Here is a 17,540-nt window from a genome sequence, read left to right as displayed (position 1 = left end):
CAGTACCACCGTATATGCGCTGGGCTCAGGCATCTGCGCCGCGGCAGGTGGGGTCCGCTGGCTAGCCGTCGGCTACCAGGCGGAAAGCTCGTCCATGAACTCCTGGTACGAGCGGTTCTTTCCGTCCGGCTTCATGAGCTCGCCCTCCAAGAAGGCCTTCTCCATGATGCGTGGCGCGTCTGACTCCCGATACGAAGGCACCCAGCGGTGATCCATGAGCTTCTTCTTGGGATCATCAACTTTGGTGAGGTCGCAACCGCGGTACCTGGAGTGCAGGGTCCAACCGGAGTTGAGTCGTGAGAATGCCTTCGGGAACTGCATGAGCCATGCCTCGGTCTCGTAGGCAGCCAAGGCGAGAGCGGAGGGGCAAGGAAATACCTTGCTGAGTTCCGAAGTGATCCGTTCGCGAACCTTGACATATCGCGCCTCGTCCACGGTATCCAGATCGACGTGTACGACGATTCCCGCAAGGTCTGCCCCGACGGCAGCTGTCTTCGCCAACCTGCGAAGCTCGTCCACCCGCGGGCTCAGATGCTTCTCGGCCGTACTGAGGACCGTTTTCCTTCGGATGGGCACGATCTTCTTGCCAGGATGCAGGGAGCGGATGAGGTGGTGGAGGACTTGCCTGTCGTTCTCGCTCTCACCCGCAACCACTATGACTGGTCGGTTCTCCTTGTTCGGCCTTCCCTTGGGGCTCACAGGCCGCCCCCCAGGGTGTTGGCGAACCAAAGTTCCCCAAGGGGCATGCCTTCGGATGCCTCGATGCGTTCCCGCACCTCATCCGTCGTGAGGGCAGGAATGACAGATGCGCCGTCCTGGCCTCGTTCACAGACGATGAACTCTTCCGGCTCCAGCTCATTGACGAATGCCGGCGAGTGAGTGGTAACCAGGAACTGCCCTCGGCGGCTGGCCTCGCGCAGTCTGCCCGCGAGGAGTTCCAGGGCGTGTGGGTGGATGCCGTGGTCGATCTCCTCGATACAGGTCAGCAGAGGCGGATTCGGGTCGTGGAAGAGAGCCAGGAGGCAGAGCAGGCGCACAGTGCCGAACGATGCGTCTTGCAGGCGTGTACGCCCTCTCAGAAGGTTCTCCTCCAGCTCGACCGACAGGTAACCGGTCTGTCCGGGGGTGTCCACCAGGTGAATATCACGGATCTGCGGGACCACCGTCCTCACGTCATCCAGCAGCGCTTCCCAGATGACTCTGTGGCCGTCCTTGTCCTTGTCTCGGAAGTCGCGCAGCGTCTTGAGGAAGTCGGCCAGGTTCGAGGCGTCGTCATTCAGGTGGCGTCCTGCGTCGCTGATCGCGGCAGGCTCCCGCGCGGCACGCACATTCGGGTCGAAGACGCGGATCTCCTTGAGGTGCTGCGTCACCTCACTCATGGCTGCGGATGAAGGGCCTTCTTGGGGGCGGGGCGTGACGTGGTGAAGGGCGGAATCCAGGCGACCGACAGTGAGCGGGCTGTGTGCTTTGTCGGCTTCCAACTGGCTGAGGACCGTCAGTGAACTGCTCGTCAGCTCGACCGAGGTCTCCACACCTCTCTCGGGATGCTGGATGAACCGCTCCCGCCTGTAGGTGGTGGACCGCGCACGCGAAGTCTCCGGCAGTCGAGGGTGAGAGACGCTCAACTCATAGCGGTCGGGTGCTTCAACGGAGGCGAAGTCCGACCAGATCCCCTCGATACCGACCGAGAGGCGGGACAGGGGCCTGCCGCCTCCTCGGAAGGCCAGCACGTCGAAGCCGCCGAGGCCGTTGAGAGCCGATTCGATCCCGTGCCGTGCGACATCGCCCAGAAACTCCAGGGAGTGCAGGACGTTCGACTTGCCCGCTGCGTTGGGCCCCACCATGACCGTCAGAGGGCCCAGTGGCAGCTTGGTGTCCGTCAAGGTGCGGAAGTTCCGTACCGTCAGTCCGAGTATCCGGTGGTTCAAGCCTCGTGCCCAATCATGGAGCAGCCGGGCACAGCACGGCCGGTGTCGACAAAGCATCCGTCACGGCAGACGCACTGTCATGCGCGTGTGCTGCGCGCAGGATTCGGCCACCGAGCATCACGAACAGTACCTCGCTGGTCACAGCGGTACCAGGTTCTTGTGTATTCCAGCCAGGTGGGCTGAAAAGGCGTCATTCCGCGAAATGGCCACGCAACTGATCCTGAAGAGCGAGGCAAGAGGACACGGGCTGAGCCAAGGGGGAGCCGCCATGTCCGGACCGCTGTACGTTCCCGTCCTGCCGACCCGCCCACACGCCGCTGCGGCTTACGAGCAGCTGAGCCCGGCCATTCAGGCGGCCGTCATGCCGCTCTGGAACCTACCCCCGCGACCGGGGCTGCCCGAGGAGCTGCTCATCGCACACACGCGGCGCGAGGCGCACACCGCGAGCAGGGTTCAGCGCCACCGACCGGGCTGGCTCGACGCCCCGTTCGCCGACGAGACACAACTGGCCGTCCTCGCGGACGTGATGTCAGATCTGGGTGAACTGAGTCCGTTGCGCCCGGTCACCGGCCCCGGTCGTCCTGAGTTCCACCAGACCGCGGCGCTGGAGACGGCCCGGCGCAGCGGGAGCGGCGTCGGCATACGCGTCACGCTCGCGGGTGAGTGGGACGACGACTCCGCCCACACCGTTCGGGACCTGCTCGCCCGCGTGGATCCGGCCGTCGAGACGGACCTCCTCCTCGATCTGGGGACGGTCCGCGCAGACCGGCCCGATGCCGGGAAGGAGGCGTTGCGCGCGCTCGACGCCCTGATGCCGTTGACGCCGTGGCGAACCGCCGCAGCCTTGAGCGGCGGCTTCCCCGAGGTGACCGCAGACATGCTGGAGCAGGGGCTGCGCCCCGAACCCCGCGCTGACTGGCACGTCTGGCGCGAGCTGACTGACGGCGACCGCCGCTACGTCCCCTGGCTCAGCTACGGCGACTACGGCATCCAGCCCGCCCGGATGATCGGTCGCGAGCCGTCGTCCGGACGAGGCGGCCCGGCATGGGGAGTGCTCCGCTACACCACCGAGGAGTCCTTCGTCCTCGCCAAGGTGCTGGCCCGGGGCGAGGACCGGACCGCCGTCAACCGGGCGGCAGCCCGGCAGCTCCTCGAACTGCCGGACTTCCGAGGTGCCACGGCCAGCGCGGGTGAGAGCTGGCTGCGGGACTGCGCGCGCGGCCACGGCTCGGCCGGCACCGGGAACGCCGCGGTGTGGCTCCGTGTCGGCAACGTCCAGCACATGACGTACATCGTCCGGAGCCTGGGGGCGTGACTCAGGCGAACAGCGGCTCCAGCGCCGAGTCGCCTGCCAGAATCCGCCATGCCGGGATCCGGATCGTCCGCGTCACCGGCCCGGCCTTCGCCCCCGCACCGCCGGACGGCAGCCCTGCCAGCAGGTCACCGCGCGCGTGGTGCAGCCGCAGATGGCGCGCCGGATCCTGGTCGTGCTGGGGGCCGGGGTCGATCACGACCGCTGTGTTCGCCCCGTCCACCGTGAACAGCAGGTCCACGGTGTGCCCGCCGATGACCGCCGCCCGCTCCAGATCGGTGATGCCGCATGCGTCCAGGTACTCCTGGAGCCGGTCGGCCAGTTCTTCACGGAACCCGGAGGCCGTGTTCGCCCTGACGGCCGGGTCCTGGTAGGCGTACGACCCCGCACGCAGTACCGCCGACCGCTCCGCGAGCAGTGCGGGGAGTCCTGCCTGCCCCTGCCAGAACCCGTGGCTGCCGACGGTGATCAGCTGAGACTTCGCCCGGGTGACGGCGACATTCCACAGGTTGACCTGGCTCGCCACCCAGTGCGTCGTACGGGGCGGAGTGTTGCCGGTGGCCACCGGGCTCAGGACCATGACGTCGCGCTGTCCGCCCTGGAAGGCGTGCACGGTGCCCACCCGGACCCGGTCGTCGTCCGCCCAGACGCGGGCCAGCACCTCCTTCTGTGCCCGGAAGGGAGTCACCACCCCGACCGTGGCATGCTCGGGCAGTCGCGCCAGCAGTTCGTCCACCGTGTTCCGTACCTGCTCTGCCTCTGCCGTGTTGCGCCAGGACTGGCCACCGCCGCCGCGCGCGGACTCGCCGTGCGGCACGTCCACCCAGCCCAGCGCCGGTGCCGGATCGGCAGTGCCGAAAGGATCGGCCGCCGGGACCTGGCTCCGGACATCGGTGAGCACCTGCAACTGGCCCGCATAGCAGTAGCCGTTGACGATGTCCGCGATCGCGGGATGGCAGCGGTAGTGCTCGTCGAGCAGCAGCGCCGCCTCACCGTGCTGTGCGGCCGCGTGGTACGAGGCGTACACGTGGTAGGCGAGCCGGTGGTCCTCCAGCTGGGCCGCACTCAGCCCGGCCCGCACGTGTGCCTGCCGTTCCTGCTGTGCGGTGATGCCGGGAATGTGCCCGAGCTGCATGGGATCGCCGATGATCAGCGCCCGCTTGGCCCGGAACAGCAGGGGCAGCACCGACGGAATCGAGCACTGGCTTGCCTCGTCGATCACCACCAGGTCGAAGAGCTTGGGGACGAGTTCCAGCTGGCGTACCGAGTGGGTGCTGATGGCCCACCCCCTGAGGTGCGCCATCAGGTTGCGCTGGCTCTTCTGGAAGCCCGAACGCTGGCGCAGTGCCTGGAGCCGCTGGCCCATGAGCGAACGGCCTCGGACCATGGCCTCGCTCGCCACGGCCCGGGCGAGCTCACCCGACGCCTCCGACAATCCCGCCGCGCTCTCCAGCCGGGCTTGCTTCAGCTCTTCCTCGTCCCGGCCGAGGAGCTGAGGTACGAGCTCCCGCAGTGTGCTTTCCACGGACACGGCCGCCGCCAGGGCGAGGAGGAGCTCGGGCGGAGCCGGCCGGGCCGAGGCCCAGGACGGCCAGGCGTCGGCGGGAGCCGCACCGGACGCGGCAACGAACGCGGAAAGGGCTCGCCCTCTACGCCATCGGCCGAGGGTGAGCCATCCGGCGCCGGCGGCTTTCCGGGCCCGCTCCTCCCAACGCGCGAGCGTCGTGACCTCGGTGTCGGCCCATGCTGCTACCAGCAGCTCCACCGGCAGTCCGAGCTCGTCCGCCTGCCGGGCGCGCTGCCGCAGCAGCTCCAGCAGGCGCATCTCGGCACCGACCAGCCGTGCCGCCTCCGTCCGGTGCGCGGCCGACCGGGAGTGCCGGTTGCGCAGCTCACCCGCCACGGTCGCCGACCCTCGCCCCGGGGCCTCGATGGGCTGGGCGAGCAGCTGCTCCAGCTTCGCGGCCTCGCGCTCCAGCGCCGCCGCATTGCCGGTCCGCATGAGCAGCCCCGGCGAGATCGCGTCACAGCGCTCGGCCACGACGTTCACGGCCTCGTTGTTCGTGGACGCGACCAGCACGGACTGACCCGCGGCGACAGCGGTCGCGACCACGGCGGTCACGACCTCGCTCTTTCCGGTACCGGGTGGCCCGGTGGCGACGGTCAGCGGGCGGGTCATCGCCGACGAGATCACCAGCTCCTGGCTCTCATTGCAGGGCCCCGGGGCGACGACGAAGGGCGCTTCGCGGCTCGTGTCCCCGTCGCTGCCGCCCGTCAGGAGCGCGTCCAGCGCGGTGCCGGGAATCTGCCCGGTCCGCGTGGAGATCTGGAGCAGGTTGTCCACGAGGGCCTCCGTCGCGACTCGCTCCACGCCAGAGGGCGCGAGGAGGACGGCGGCGTTGTGCGCACCTGGCCGCAGCGAGTCCATCACGGACCGCTCGCTGAGCGCCGACAGGTCGAAGGGCTCCAACTCCGGAACGCCGAGCTCCGTCAGGAGTTCCCGGATGGCCTTCACCATCTGCGTACCGTTGCCCTCTTGCCAGGTCGGCTGCCATCGGGCGAGGAGGTCGGCGGCTGCGTCGTCGTCCAGCAGTTCCGTGATCAGCCCCGTGTGCAGGGAGGGCACCCCGCTCGGGCGGAGCCTGTCGCGGCCTTCCTCGTCGGGGGCGAGCTCCATCGACTGGATCAGCAACGGCGCGATCTGTACCGCGGTCCGCCGCCGGCCGTCCCCGCCGCGCTCGGGGAGGGTGATGGCCGGATAGCCGTACCAGTACTCCTGCAGCCCGGCGCCATCCGCCTGGGCACCCCTGCTCTTCGGTTTCGGGAGTTGGGAGGGAGCGGGCAGGGCGGTCCCCAGCCCGGACTGGATGGTCTCGGAGCCCTGGCCCAGCAGGAAGTACGCGGAGCCCCGCCCGCTGTCCCGGTCCGGCAGCATGCCCGACGCGGCCTGCGCGCCCAGGCAGTGCACGTAGTAGCGCAGCAGCCGCTGCCAGTCGACGCCCTCGCTGGCATCGAGCCTGGCCAGCGTACGTGCCTTCAGCAGCGCGGGGGAGGCCTGGGCGGCCTGGCCGGCGGCGTCGCGGGGCGGGGCGGGGAGGTTCACGGATCGCGCCACGGAGCGGGCAAGCGGCAGGGAGTTCGTCGCCCGGATCGTGGACTTGGTCGGCCGCTGCTCCTGGGGTACGCCGTTGCGAACCATCTGCGAGGTCAGGTACTCGAAGAGGTCGTCCGGAGTGATCCAGCCGCTGTCCTTGATCCGCCCGGAGCGCAGGCCCTCCACGATCTCGCCGGTGAACCGGGAGGTGCCGAGGGTGGACCCGGCCGGCGCCATGGCGGAGGCGGTCTGGAGGGCATCGGACGCGGTGATGAAGTACACGCCGGTCGGCCGAAGCAGGGTGCTGGGCGCAGGGCGATCATTTGTGTCGGACGCGCCTTTGGCGGTCCACCCCTGGACGACCGAGCCGCTGGAGCAGCAGTCCAGCAGTACGACCTTCGAGGAGGCCCGGCAGGACTGGAGCATCCGTTCCAAGAACTCGGCGGGCACGGCGGTGCCCGGCAGGTCGTCCGGGTCGGCGTCCCGGGTGAGGAAGTACAGCTGGCCGTCGGCCTCGCAGAACTCGCCGTGGCCGCTGAAGTAGAGCAGGGCTGTCTCGCTGGGCTGCCGAGCCTCTAAGAACTCCTCGATGGCGTGCAGCATCTCGGCGCGCGTCGGTTCGGGGACCATCGCGCAGTCGTTGTACATGCCGATCTCGGTGCTCTCCAGCACCGCCTGCATGTAGTGCAGGTCGGCCCGGACGGGCGGGAGATCGTGGTAGCGGTCGCTGTCGTACGTGGATACGCCGATGAGCATGGCGTACCGGTCGTTGTCACTCACTCCGCGGCCGGTCCGTCCTCGCCGCTGCTCTCTGAGCCGCCGGAGAGGAACCGCTCGATCTGGGCGTCGTCGGCCCGGGCCTGCTTGCCGGAGATGCTCAGCGTGGCCCCGTCGGGCCGGGTGACGATGATGGTGCGCTGGGGCACGCGGGCCAGCCAGACCTGGACGCCGGCGGCGACCATGGAGCCGCCGCCGAACACCAGGCTGATCAGGTCGGTGACCGGCCCGCCCTTGGGGATGGGGAGGTCGTCTTCTGCTGCCTGCGGACGGGGGTTGTCGAGGGCGGCCTGCGGATCGGTGTCGGCGAGGGCGGTGAGCAGCTCGCGTGCTTCGCGCCGGGCGCGGAGCGGGTCCTCGTCGACGATGGAGATGCGGTAGCCGGCCGGGCCCGCGTGGATGGCGCTCACGTTCACTGTCCCCCTTGGTTCCCCGTGCGGCGGACACACGGATCGACGAGGCTATCGGGGGTTGGGTGGGACGACCCAGCGCATAGCCGAAACCTGCTGGTCAATGGCGTGAAACGCACAGCTCTGCCCATACCGTCTTACCGGGAGCGTTGGTGCGCGGTGAGATCGCCCAACGGCTTGCGAGCCGGGCCACGACGAGTAGCCCGCGCCCCGACTCGGCGTCACCGGGCGGCTCGCGGTGGGAGAGCAGCGGCAGGCGCTCGGTGCGGGTGTCGGTCACTTCGATGCGCAGGGTGTCGGCGGCTCGGGTCAGGCGGAGGTGGAAGTCCCGTCCGGCGACGTGGCCGTGGCGCACGGCGTTGGCGGTGAGCTCGGCGGCGATCAGCGTCAGGGTCTCGTTGGCGGGGGAGGTATAGGGGTGGCCCCAGGTGTCGAGCCGGTGGGATACGAGCCGACGGGCGAGGCGCGCGCCGCGGGGTGAGGAGGTGAAGCGCATTGAGAACTCAACGGATTCTGGTGCGGGGGAAGTTTCGCTGTTCACGGGGTCCACGCTTCCGCCACGCCCCTACCGTTGAAAGGGGCGATGCGCTTACAGCGGGTAGCGGTAGGCGATCGGTCTGCACGTGTATGCGGGGCGGAGCGTGACGGCGGACGCGGAGCGGCGTTGGCCGATGGAGGTGATGCCGGGCATGAGCGAACCGACGCAATCGGCTGATGGGGACCCAGGGGCTGAGCCTGACTCAGGGGCGGGGGTGCTGCGGGCCTTCGGCCGCCAGCTCAAACGCTTCCGCGTGCGGGCCGGCCTGGAACGCACCGAGTTCGGCGAACGGCTGGGCTACTCGGTCTCCACCATCGCCGCGTACGAACAGGGGCGCCGGGTTCCGCCGCCGGAGGTCATCGACCAGGCGGATGAACTGCTGGACGCGGGCGGTGTCCTGAAGGAAATGAAGGAGGAGGTCGAACGGGCACAGTTCCCGGCGTTCTTCCGCGACGCGGCTAGGTTGGAGACGCAGGCGGTAGAGCTGCACGTGTACGCGACGAAGGCCGTGCCTGGTGTTCTACAGACGGAAGACTACGCTCGCGCGGTGTTCACCATGTCGCGTCCCCTGCTGCCGGACGGGACCGTTGAGCAACGTGTGGCTGCACGTCTGGCCAGGCAGGAGATCTTCGTGCACGTGCCCCTGCCGACGATCAGCTTCATCATCGAGGAGTCGGTCCTGCGGCGTCCGCTGGGTGGGCGGGGCGTTATGCGCGGGCAGCTTGAACAGGTCATGCTGCTCGGCCAGCACCGTAACGTCGAAATCCAGGTGATGCCCACTGATGTGGAGGAGCATGCTGGTCTGGAAGGCCCTTTCACCTTGATCGAGACACGCGATGGGCGGAGGATCGCCTACGTGGAGGGGTACAAGGACAGCCGTCTACACACCGACCGCAAGCCGGTTCGGGAGTTGGAAGAGCAGTACGGCATCCTCAGGGCTCAGGCGCTTACTCCGCGCGCATCGCTGATCTTCGTCGAGAAGTTGCTGGGAGAGTCATGAACGCCGAACAGTCCGCCGGAGTCGTCACTCAGTTGGCGTGGTTCAAGAGCAGCTACAGCACCGGCTCGGGCGGGGAATGCGTCGAGGTCGCCATGGCATGGTGGAAGTCAAGCCACAGCGTCGGGGACGGAGGCCAGTGCCTTGAGATGGCCACATGCCACCGTGCCATCCACGTGCGCGACTCCAAGGACGTGACCCGCCCCGGTCTCGTGGTCGGAGCGTCAGCGTGGACCGCGTTCGTAGGACTCGCGACTCAGTAGGAAGTGCCCATAGCAGTCAAGGGGGCTGCCTCGGACACTTTGATGTCCGAGGCAGCCCCCTCCCTACCGCTACGTCAGCAGTCGCTGCTGGCTCACGTCGCCGCCGCTTTGCTGGCCGGAGGCGTCCACCGGCCTGCAGCGATCTCCGTATCCAGCCGTGCCTGGAAGTGCGCATGCGCCGCCCGCATCTCAGCCTCGCGGTTGGCCTTGTAGAAGGGGGCGACGTAGCCGGCGGGAGGCGGAGTGGCGGCGGGGTCTTCCAGGTGGGCGAGTAGGTCGAGGTAGTCCTGTTTGGTCTGGCCGTGGCCGAACGTGTTGAAGTCGCCCGCGATCTTGCGGCCGTTTGCGTCGAAGTAGGTCGCCGTCTCGTAGTCGTACAGCTGCGGGTAGCGGGACTTGAAGATCGCGGTGAGCTGGTCGGCGGTAATGCCGAGCCAGACAGACACGAGGGCGTCGAGCTCGACGAGCGCCGCACGTCGCTCGCATTCAGTGCGGAGCGGTGTGCTGTACTCCCAGGTTGGCTTGAGGTCCGCGGCAAGGGGTTGCACATGTGGCCAGTCGGGGTTGGCCCAGTCCTCGTAGCCCGCCCAGCGGGGGTCGAACAGTTCCTCCCACAGCGGGGCGTAGTGGGTGGTCAGGGCGTTCAGTCGGAGAGTGCGAAGGAGCAGAGCGGGGGCGAGGGGGTGCTTGAGCTCGGGAGCGGGCATCTTTCGAGCCTCTGCGACCCGGAGGTGGGACCGGCCGGTAATGCGAAGGAGGTAGTCGAGCAGGAGGGTTGCCCAGAAGCCAGCGTTGAGGACGGTCAGACGGTTATCCGCCAGGGCCATGGAGTTCACGGCGTCAACGTGTGCAGGGCCGGGAGGGACGAGGGCGGCCTGCAGGCTGCGGCTGGTATTGAAGGGGACCATGACTCGCCAGGCGAGCCGGTAGTAAGTTGTGTACGGCTCTTCGAGCCAGGAGTCCTGGGCCGCAACGTACGTCGCGTTGTCGGTGGCCCGCACATAGTTGGTCACGGGGACGTGCGCCTCGGGAAGCTCTGTCGGAGCGAGCGCAGCCCAGTGCCTTTGGTTTCGGCAGGGAATCATCGGCTCATTCGACAAGGGGAGCGCGCACGAAAAGTGCGGCCCTTGAAGGATGACATCCGAGAGCTCGAGGACGGTCTCGTTGCCCCAGCGGATCAGCCCGTCCTTCTTGGCGCCGGTTTCGTGGTATCCGCTTGAGATCATCGGACTGTAATCGGCCAAGACATTGCCATAGGCAGCCAGTGCCTCGATCGCCCCTTGCTCGCCAACGAGGACGGGGTACAGCAAAGGGGTCTGTGCCGATCCACCCGTCGAGCCTGTCAGTGCATGCCAACTGGCCAGCAAAGCCATGTCGACATGTACGACGCGCTCGCGGTGCGGCCGGATATCCCATGAGCCGTTGTGCTTGATGCCCGGTGTGGCACCTCGTCCGTCGTGGATCAGCGAGTCGGGCAGAGCCTCGGCGTCGCGCAGCTGGCTGACGTGCAGGAAGTTGGGCTCCTGCGACGTGCCATAGATATGCATCCCGAATTCCTGTGAACGGGAAAGATCTTCGAAGGCCCAGTTCGCAGAGTTGACGAAATGTGCGTGCACCCGGAGATGGCGATAACTGGCGGCCCGGATGGCGCCCTCGCGTACACCGCCGAAGTGCGTGTCCGGGTGAATCATGCCTGCGCTGCCATGCAGTGCGATGTGCTGCCATACCTGAGCCATGAAGGCTCGGTAGAGATCGCCCTGGGTACCAATCAGGAGCGGATACATGGTCGGGCTGCCCAGTGTGGCGACGGCCCCCGCATGGGCGGCCAGTTCGGCGAGGAGAAAGCCTGGGCCGTCCGCACGGGTGGCCAGCACGTCTTGCTTGCGCAGGCGCCACTCCACCGCGCTCGGATCTTCCGCCATCACAAACCAGGGTTCCAGCTCAGCCAGGACCAGGTCCTCACGCCACTGTGGCCTAACCCACGGCGGGTTGCCTACCTGCAAGTCGAATCCGCCCTGCGTGAAGACCTGGGCGTACTCTAGATCCCAGTGGAAGAAACCCTGCGCCTTGGCTACGTCCTTTGCAATCGCCGTCCACGGGAACCGGGTCTGCAGCCACTGGAAGCGGTCCATACCCATCCACTCGGGCAGGTCGTTTTCATACCGCTCGAGCGAGTCGAGCGAGTCGAACGACGCGACCAGCGACTTCTCAGGCACGTCATGCGTGCCGAGCAGGGCCTCCGCGAAGTCCAGCCAGTCTTCGAGCTCCGCGAGCGGGATCACGTCGCGGCGCTGCTCGGTGAAGGCCTGCTCGCTCTTGCGAGTGCCCTTCCTGCGCTTGTCGATGTCGCCGCGCTTGACCTCCTTGACCGTGACCTTGCCGAGGAGGTCCATCTCCTCGTACGTACGGATCACCTCGTTGGCGTCAGCGACCTCGGTACCATGCCTGACGACGTCCTCCGGGCGTGCGTAGCGTCCGTCTGACCCGTCAAGCAGCCCCACCTCCTGAACCGGCCAGAACCACAGCGCGCACCACGCGTCCATGACCTGCTTCAGCCGCCAGTACGGCGTGTCCACCGCCACAAGGTCCCCCAGGACCTTCTCCCTCGGTACTGTTTCCTTCGGCGAGCGCAGCCAGTCTTCGTCCGCACCCCACACATCGATGCGGCGGGAGATCTCCCGCTCGGAGATCGTCAGCCGCTGCACCACCAAGTCCCATAGGTACTCGGCCCGCCGGGCCAGGCCCTGAAGACGCGCGGTCTGCTTCGTGGTCGGGGACTTCGTGATCGCCTTGCGCCAAGCGGCCAGCGCCTTCGCCGCCTCCGGCGCGAGCGCCTTCGCCTCCTTCTCGGCCGCGACCGCGCCCCATTCCTTCGCCGGAAGCAGGAAGTGATGCACCGCGCCCTCGGGCAGCGGCGTCCCCGCCTGCGCGTCCACCAACGGGTAGCGCTCCGGGGTCGTGCCCAGCCAGCCGCCCTTCTTCAGGCGCTCGGCCGGGTACACCTCACGCCGGCCGCCGATGAGCGAGTTGCCGCGGCGCAGGTGCAGGCCGAACCAGGGGGCCTCCATGCCCGGGTGCATGGTGTTGAGCCACAGCGATACCTCGGCCAGTTCGACCGCCGTCTCGTTGAGGTCCACGCCGTACGAGTTGTGCAGGGCGATATACGCCTTGGCCTTCTGGAGCTCGACCGCGTACTGCTCCGTGTCGATGGCCCGGCCCAGTTCCTGCTGCCTGCGGCGCAGGTACTCGGCCGCAACCTGGTTGATCGCCTCGTTCAGGAATGCGCCCGAGCCGAGGGCCGGCTCGCAGATCTTCCAGTCCAGGAGCTCGCGGGCCTCGGTGATGGTGCCGTCCTGGTCCAAGCGGTGCTGGAGCGCCAGCTGGACGGTGACCTTCGTCAGCGATTCCGGGGTGTAGTAGGACGCCGAGGTCTGCCGGTCGCGGCCCGAGAGGCGGTACACGAAGGAACCCGGGTCGTGACGCACCCGCAGTTCCTCACCGGTGTCCTTGTCCGGCTGCTTGACGAAGACCGAGTCGTGGTACTCGGGGGTCTTCGACTTCGGGACCAGCCAGGAGCCGTCCTTCGGGTCGCCGGCCTTGGCGACCTCATACAGCTCCTCGTCCGCGATGAAGCCGGTGTAGGACATCAGACCCTCGTACACCGCGCCCAGCTGGTTGATGCCCAGCTGTGCGTACGAGATGAAGCCGCCCCGCTCTCCCTTCTTGCCCTTGGTGAGCATGAGCTTGTGCAAGACCGCGTACAGCGTGGCATTGCGCAGCCGGGTGTCGAGGTAGCGGACAGACTCGCCCCGGGCGAGGGCTTCGTCCGCGTCATGGCGCGGGTCGGGGACGGTGTCCGCGCCGATCAGCCGGATCGATTCGCGCTCGAAGAGCTTGGAGTGCAGGGGTTCGAAGCGCAGACCGAGGTCCTCGCTGGTCTTCGCCTCCACAACGGTGGCCTCGGCCGCATCCCCGTGCGTGCGACGCGGCCGGTAGCCGTCCTGGACTTTGCGGAACAGCAGGTCCAGGGACTCGTACAGGTAGAAGCCCTTGCGGGACTTCTCGTCGATGAGGTCCCGCTCGGCCACGAGTTCGCCGAGCCGCCCGAGGCCGTAGCCCAGCTGGTACTCGGGATAGTCGGAGGGCAGGATGCCCAGCTCCGGGCGGGCCTCCGCGTACAAAAGGAACAGGATGCGGTACAGGTAGCGCAGCGACTCGCGGGTCAGCTGCTTTCCGAGCTCGGGGAGTTCGCCGATGTCCTCAGGGCGCACACCCTGCTCGCGCAGGCGCTCCAGCACCTCGTTGGCGATCAATTCTACGCTCGTGCGCAGGCCGTCGCGGAGTTCGCTGGAGACGCCCACCGCGTGCTTGGTGGACTTGCCGACGAGCTCGGCGAGGGGGTTCTCGCCGCCCTCCTCCGGTGTGCGCAGCGAGTCCGCGCCGAACAGCGCTGCGACCGTGTCGAGTTCGCCGCCGGCACGGCTGTCGTTGCGCTGAAGGGCGGTGTCGAGAGAGACCGCCAGGTAGCGGCCCTCGCCCCAGACGGCGCGGTCGGCGAGGACGATGACGCCGCCGACGAGCAGCAGGACGTAGCGCGGCGCGTCCTCGCAGGCGAACAGGAACGAGGCCAGCTTCGAACCGGTGGCCAGGGTGTTCGAGCCGTCGAGGGGTACCGGATCCAGGAGCCGGCCCGGGCCTTCGGGGTCCAGGGCCGCGTCGGGCTCGGCCGCCCAGCCGCAGTTGACCGCGACCAGACCCTTCTCGGCGTGCGCGACCGGGATCTCGTAGGTCTGGCGGGCCCGTTCCACGGTGATGGTGCGCGGCTTGGCGTCGTAGCCGAGGGAGCGGAGCACGTCGGAGTTCAGGGCCAGCACCCGCTCCCGCCAGGCGGGGGCGGCGTACGTCACCGAGTCGTCCTCGGTGTCGGGCGCGGCGGTGGTGCCGTCGGCGTCCTCGGGGAGGGCGAAGAAGGACCGTGCCCGGAAGTAGTCGCGGCGCAGGGCGCGCAGTCCCGCGCGCGGAGTGACGGGGAGCGCCACGGCCTTCGGCTCCCGGACCGTGCCCAGTTCGTCAGAGGCTGCTTCCGGTGCCGAGTCTGCCGGCGGCTTGGCGGCTTCCTCCCGCTCCTTCCAGGTCTGGAGCAGGCCCGACTTGAGGTCCTTGGGCAGTACTTCGGCGAGGTAGTGGGCGGAGAAGTAGTCGCCGCGGTTGACGAGGGAGTCGTACGTCATGACAGGGCTCTTCTCACAGTGCGGCGGGCGCGGCGGACGGGGACGCGGGCGCAGCGGGTGGGGCGTCGGGGTCGGGAAGCAGGACTGCGAGGACGCGCAGCATGGGGCGCTGTCCGGTGGTCAGCAGGTCGTCGGCGAGGTCGGTGAGCCGCTTCTTGGTGTGCTCACCGGCGAGAGTGGGTTGTTCCCACTCTCCGAGCCGCTCCTTGTGCAGCGCGATGGACTCGCGCAGTGGCCGGTCCCAGGCGTCGCGGTGCTCCTCCATGAAGGATTCGGCGGCGCTCAGCACGTCGGGGATCGCGGCCTTCAGAGGGGCGGGGTTGCGGTAGCGGAGCTTGTTCGCCATGGTGGGGCCCACGCCGGTGCTGCGCAGCAGGGAGACCATGTCCGCGTTCACGGTCCCGCTCCTGGTCACGCCCATCCACTTCACGACGGTGGGCCTGCCGAGGCTGTTCGAGTACACGCCCTGCACGAGGAACGTGGGTTCCGCGACGCCGGCGGTGATCATCGGGGCTTCCTGGCGGCCGAGCCGGACCAGCACCTTGTCGGTGAGCCACTCGACCACCGGGTGCAGATCGGTCAGTAGCGAGATCTCCGGCCAGCTCGACGTGGAGTCCGCCTCGCGGGCCCGCTGGAGCGAATGCTGGGCAAGCCGCCGGTTGAAGGTGACGAGCAGGCGCTCGCGCAGTCCCTGCTCCCGCAGGTAGTCCACGGGCAGGGCCTTGAGCCGGTGGAGGAGGTCGGCGGGGGGCTTGAACGACAGCAGCCCCGACTGGTCGTCGCGGTCGAGGTCGAGCCGGTCGCGGGCGTCGGGGTACACCTCGCGCAGTGCCTCGTCGAGGAAGTGGGCGGTGGAGTCGAAGAGGCGGGGGAGCACGGCGCCGCTCGCGTCCGTGCCGCTCACCGGCGCTTCCGGTGTGGGAGCTTCCGAGGAGTCCTCAGCGGCATCGTCCGCGGCTTCTGCCGGGTGTTCGCCGACCGAGCCGAAGAAGTCCGCGAGGAAGTCGTCCATCACTGCCGCATCCGCGTCGGCTCCGGACTGCCTGGCGTCCAGCGACTCGTCCACGGTCTTGCCGCGCAGCAGGTCCTGGATCAGGGACTTCTCCTCGGCCTCCGCCCGGTAGAGCCCGCTGACGGCCTCGGCGGTGCCGAGCGCGCGGTACGCCTGGTCCTCGCGCTCCAGCAGGCGTTCGGAGACGAGGGTGTCGTCCTTGGCGCCTTCGACCTCGCTGGTCAGGATCAGCGCGCGGAACTGCGGCTGGTGGGCCTGCCCGTACCGGTCGATGCGGCCGTTGCGCTGCTCGATGCGGATCAGCGACCACGGGACGTCGTAGTGGACGAGCTGATGGCACTGGCGGTGCAGGTTGACGCCTTCGGACGCCACATCGCCGGTCAGCAGGACGCGTACCGGAGCGCCGGCGAGTCCGAACTTCTCGACGACGTCCATCTGCTGTTCGTCGGAGAGGCCGCCGTGCATGACCTGGGTGCAGCCCTGCGCGGTGCGGCCCCGGAAACCGAGGGCGGCGGGCAGGACGGTGGCGAGCCATTCCAGGGTCTGGACGCGTTCGGAGAAGACGACGACGCGGGTATCGGAGGAGGGGCCGACACCGATGCTCTTCAGCTGCTCCACCAGCGCGCCGAATTTCGCCGAATCCGCCTCGGTCATGTCCGCGGCCAGCTCCACCAGGCGGTGCAGGGCGGACAGCTCTGCGGCCGTGCCCCGGGGGTCGTCCTTCTTCTCCAGCGTCTTGATGCGAGCGGCGACGGTGGCCTTGAACGCCGCGTGGGAGGACAGGAAGGACTTCAGGAGCGTGTATGGGAAGAGCGGTACCGAGCTCACGGAGGTGCCGCCGTCATTCGGCAGCCAGACCGCCGCGAGCTCCTCGAAGATCTTCTCCTCGGCAGGGGTGGCCCGGCAGTGCACTGCCTCGGACGGGCCGCGGTCCGCCCACTGCCCCTTCATCTGCTCGCGGACCTCGGTGCTGACCTTGGTACGGCGGATGAAGAGGTGCTCGATGTCCTCGGCCCGGTAGTTCTCAGGGTCGCGGATCGCCGCGGGGTCCAGGAGGCCGATGAGCTCGGCGAAGGACTTCGCGTCGCCGTTGTGCGGGGTGGCGGAGGCGAGGATGAGGGCGTCGGTGCGGGGGGCCAGGGTCTGGGCCAGCTGGTTGCGGAGCGAGCCGCGGTTGATCAGGTTGTGCGACTCGTCGATGACGACCGCGTCCCAGCGGATCTGCTCCAGGTGGTGCCGGTACTGGTCGGTGTTCTTGAGGGTGTCGATGGAGACGATCACCCGCTTGAAGAAGGTGAACGGGTTACGGCCGGCCGGGATCTCCCGCTGGATCCGCTCGATGCCCACCGAGTCCAGTCGCACCAGCGGAATCGCGAACCTCGTCCACAGCTCGTGCTGGAACTGCTCCAGCACGTGCTGCGGCGTGACGACGAGGATCCGCTCCCCCCGGCCGCGGCGGATCAGCTCGGCGAGGGTGAGGCCGATCTCCAGGGTCTTGCCCAGGCCCACGACATCCGCGATGAGGAGGCGCGGGCGCAGATTGGCGCCCGAGAGGGCGAGCTCGGCAGGCCGACGCTGGTAGGGCAGGGGATCCAGCAGGAACGAGTCCGCGAGGGCCAGCCGGCGCTCCGACTGGGGCAGCGCCGTCCGGCGCAGGACGGCTTCCAGGAACAGGCGGGAGCGCCGGTAGTTCGGAGAGTCGTCCGCGATCAGCCGGGTGTCCCGGGGGTCGATCAGCTCGATCGTGTCCAGACGCGTGAAGAACACGGCCTCCTGGTCGCGGACGAAGTCGGACACACCGACCACTTCCACGCGCGCGCCGTCCTCCGTGGTCAGGACGGAGCTCTTGACCAGCCACACCTCGTCGCGGACGAGGACCTGCGCGCCGGCCGGGAACTGCTCATGCCCCGCCTCAGCCGACAGGTCACCGTTCTGCTCGGAGCTGGTCTGGACGACGGTCACCCGTGGCCTCCTGTGG

The 17,540-nt window shown here is 68.4% G+C and carries 10 protein-coding genes; 3 read left to right on the top strand and 7 right to left on the bottom strand.

The window, feature by feature from the left end; genetic code table 11:
* Positions 1–72: 72 nt before the first annotated feature.
* Both KO717_RS09130 and KO717_RS09125 read right to left on the bottom strand, forming a co-directional pair.
* A complete protein-coding gene (locus KO717_RS09130; RefSeq protein ID WP_301365768.1) occupies positions 73–699 on the bottom strand; it encodes a hypothetical protein in 627 nt (208 codons plus the stop codon).
* Positions 696–1,985: an AAA family ATPase gene (locus tag KO717_RS09125; protein ID WP_301365766.1), complete on the bottom strand. Its 1,290-nt coding sequence runs from the start codon at positions 1,983–1,985 to the stop codon at positions 696–698. The genes KO717_RS09130 and KO717_RS09125 overlap by 4 nt, the downstream gene beginning before the upstream one ends.
* Positions 1,986–2,196: 211 nt before the next feature.
* Here KO717_RS09125 and KO717_RS09120 point away from each other — a divergent pair, with 211 nt between their 5' ends.
* Complete coding sequence (locus tag KO717_RS09120; protein WP_301365764.1) at positions 2,197–3,243, top strand: beta family protein; 1,047 nt, start codon at positions 2,197–2,199, stop codon at positions 3,241–3,243.
* Position 3,244: 1 nt separating this feature from the next.
* On the opposite strand, the gene KO717_RS09115 is transcribed toward KO717_RS09120, so the two are convergent.
* From KO717_RS09115 to KO717_RS09105, 3 genes are all read right to left on the bottom strand, one after another.
* A complete protein-coding gene (locus KO717_RS09115) occupies positions 3,245–7,114 on the bottom strand; it encodes a caspase, EACC1-associated type (RefSeq protein WP_301365763.1) in 3,870 nt (1,289 codons plus the stop codon).
* Positions 7,111–7,521, bottom strand: coding sequence for an effector-associated constant component EACC1 (locus KO717_RS09110; RefSeq protein WP_301365761.1), 411 nt, complete (start codon positions 7,519–7,521; stop codon positions 7,111–7,113). The genes KO717_RS09115 and KO717_RS09110 overlap by 4 nt, the downstream gene beginning before the upstream one ends.
* Positions 7,522–7,621: 100 nt before the next feature.
* The gene (locus KO717_RS09105) at positions 7,622–8,017 is read right to left on the bottom strand and encodes an ATP-binding protein (protein ID WP_301365759.1); all 396 of its coding nucleotides are present in this window, start codon (positions 8,015–8,017) and stop codon (positions 7,622–7,624) included.
* A gap of 193 nt (positions 8,018–8,210) precedes the next feature.
* Between KO717_RS09105 and KO717_RS09100 the strand changes: the two genes are divergently transcribed.
* Both KO717_RS09100 and KO717_RS09095 read left to right on the top strand, forming a co-directional pair.
* Complete coding sequence (locus tag KO717_RS09100; protein WP_301365757.1) at positions 8,211–9,059, top strand: helix-turn-helix domain-containing protein; 849 nt, start codon at positions 8,211–8,213, stop codon at positions 9,057–9,059.
* Entirely contained in the window at positions 9,056–9,319 is a 264-nt protein-coding gene (locus KO717_RS09095) for a DUF397 domain-containing protein (RefSeq protein ID WP_301365756.1), read from the top strand. Before KO717_RS09100 ends, KO717_RS09095 begins: the two co-directional genes overlap by 4 nt.
* Positions 9,320–9,411: 92 nt before the next feature.
* Here the strand turns inward: KO717_RS09095 and KO717_RS09090 are convergent, their stop codons facing one another.
* Positions 9,412–14,550: a class I SAM-dependent DNA methyltransferase gene (locus KO717_RS09090; protein WP_301365754.1), complete on the bottom strand. Its 5,139-nt coding sequence runs from the start codon at positions 14,548–14,550 to the stop codon at positions 9,412–9,414.
* Between the two features lie 13 nt (positions 14,551–14,563).
* The gene (locus tag KO717_RS09085; RefSeq protein ID WP_301365751.1) at positions 14,564–17,524 is read right to left on the bottom strand and encodes a DEAD/DEAH box helicase; all 2,961 of its coding nucleotides are present in this window, start codon (positions 17,522–17,524) and stop codon (positions 14,564–14,566) included.
* Between the last annotated feature and the right edge of the window lie 16 nt (positions 17,525–17,540).

This window comes from Streptomyces xanthophaeus, from assembly GCF_030440515.1.
In the GTDB taxonomy this organism is placed as follows: domain Bacteria; phylum Actinomycetota; class Actinomycetes; order Streptomycetales; family Streptomycetaceae; genus Streptomyces; species Streptomyces kutzneri.
This window is presented reverse-complemented; position numbering and strand designations above follow the sequence as displayed.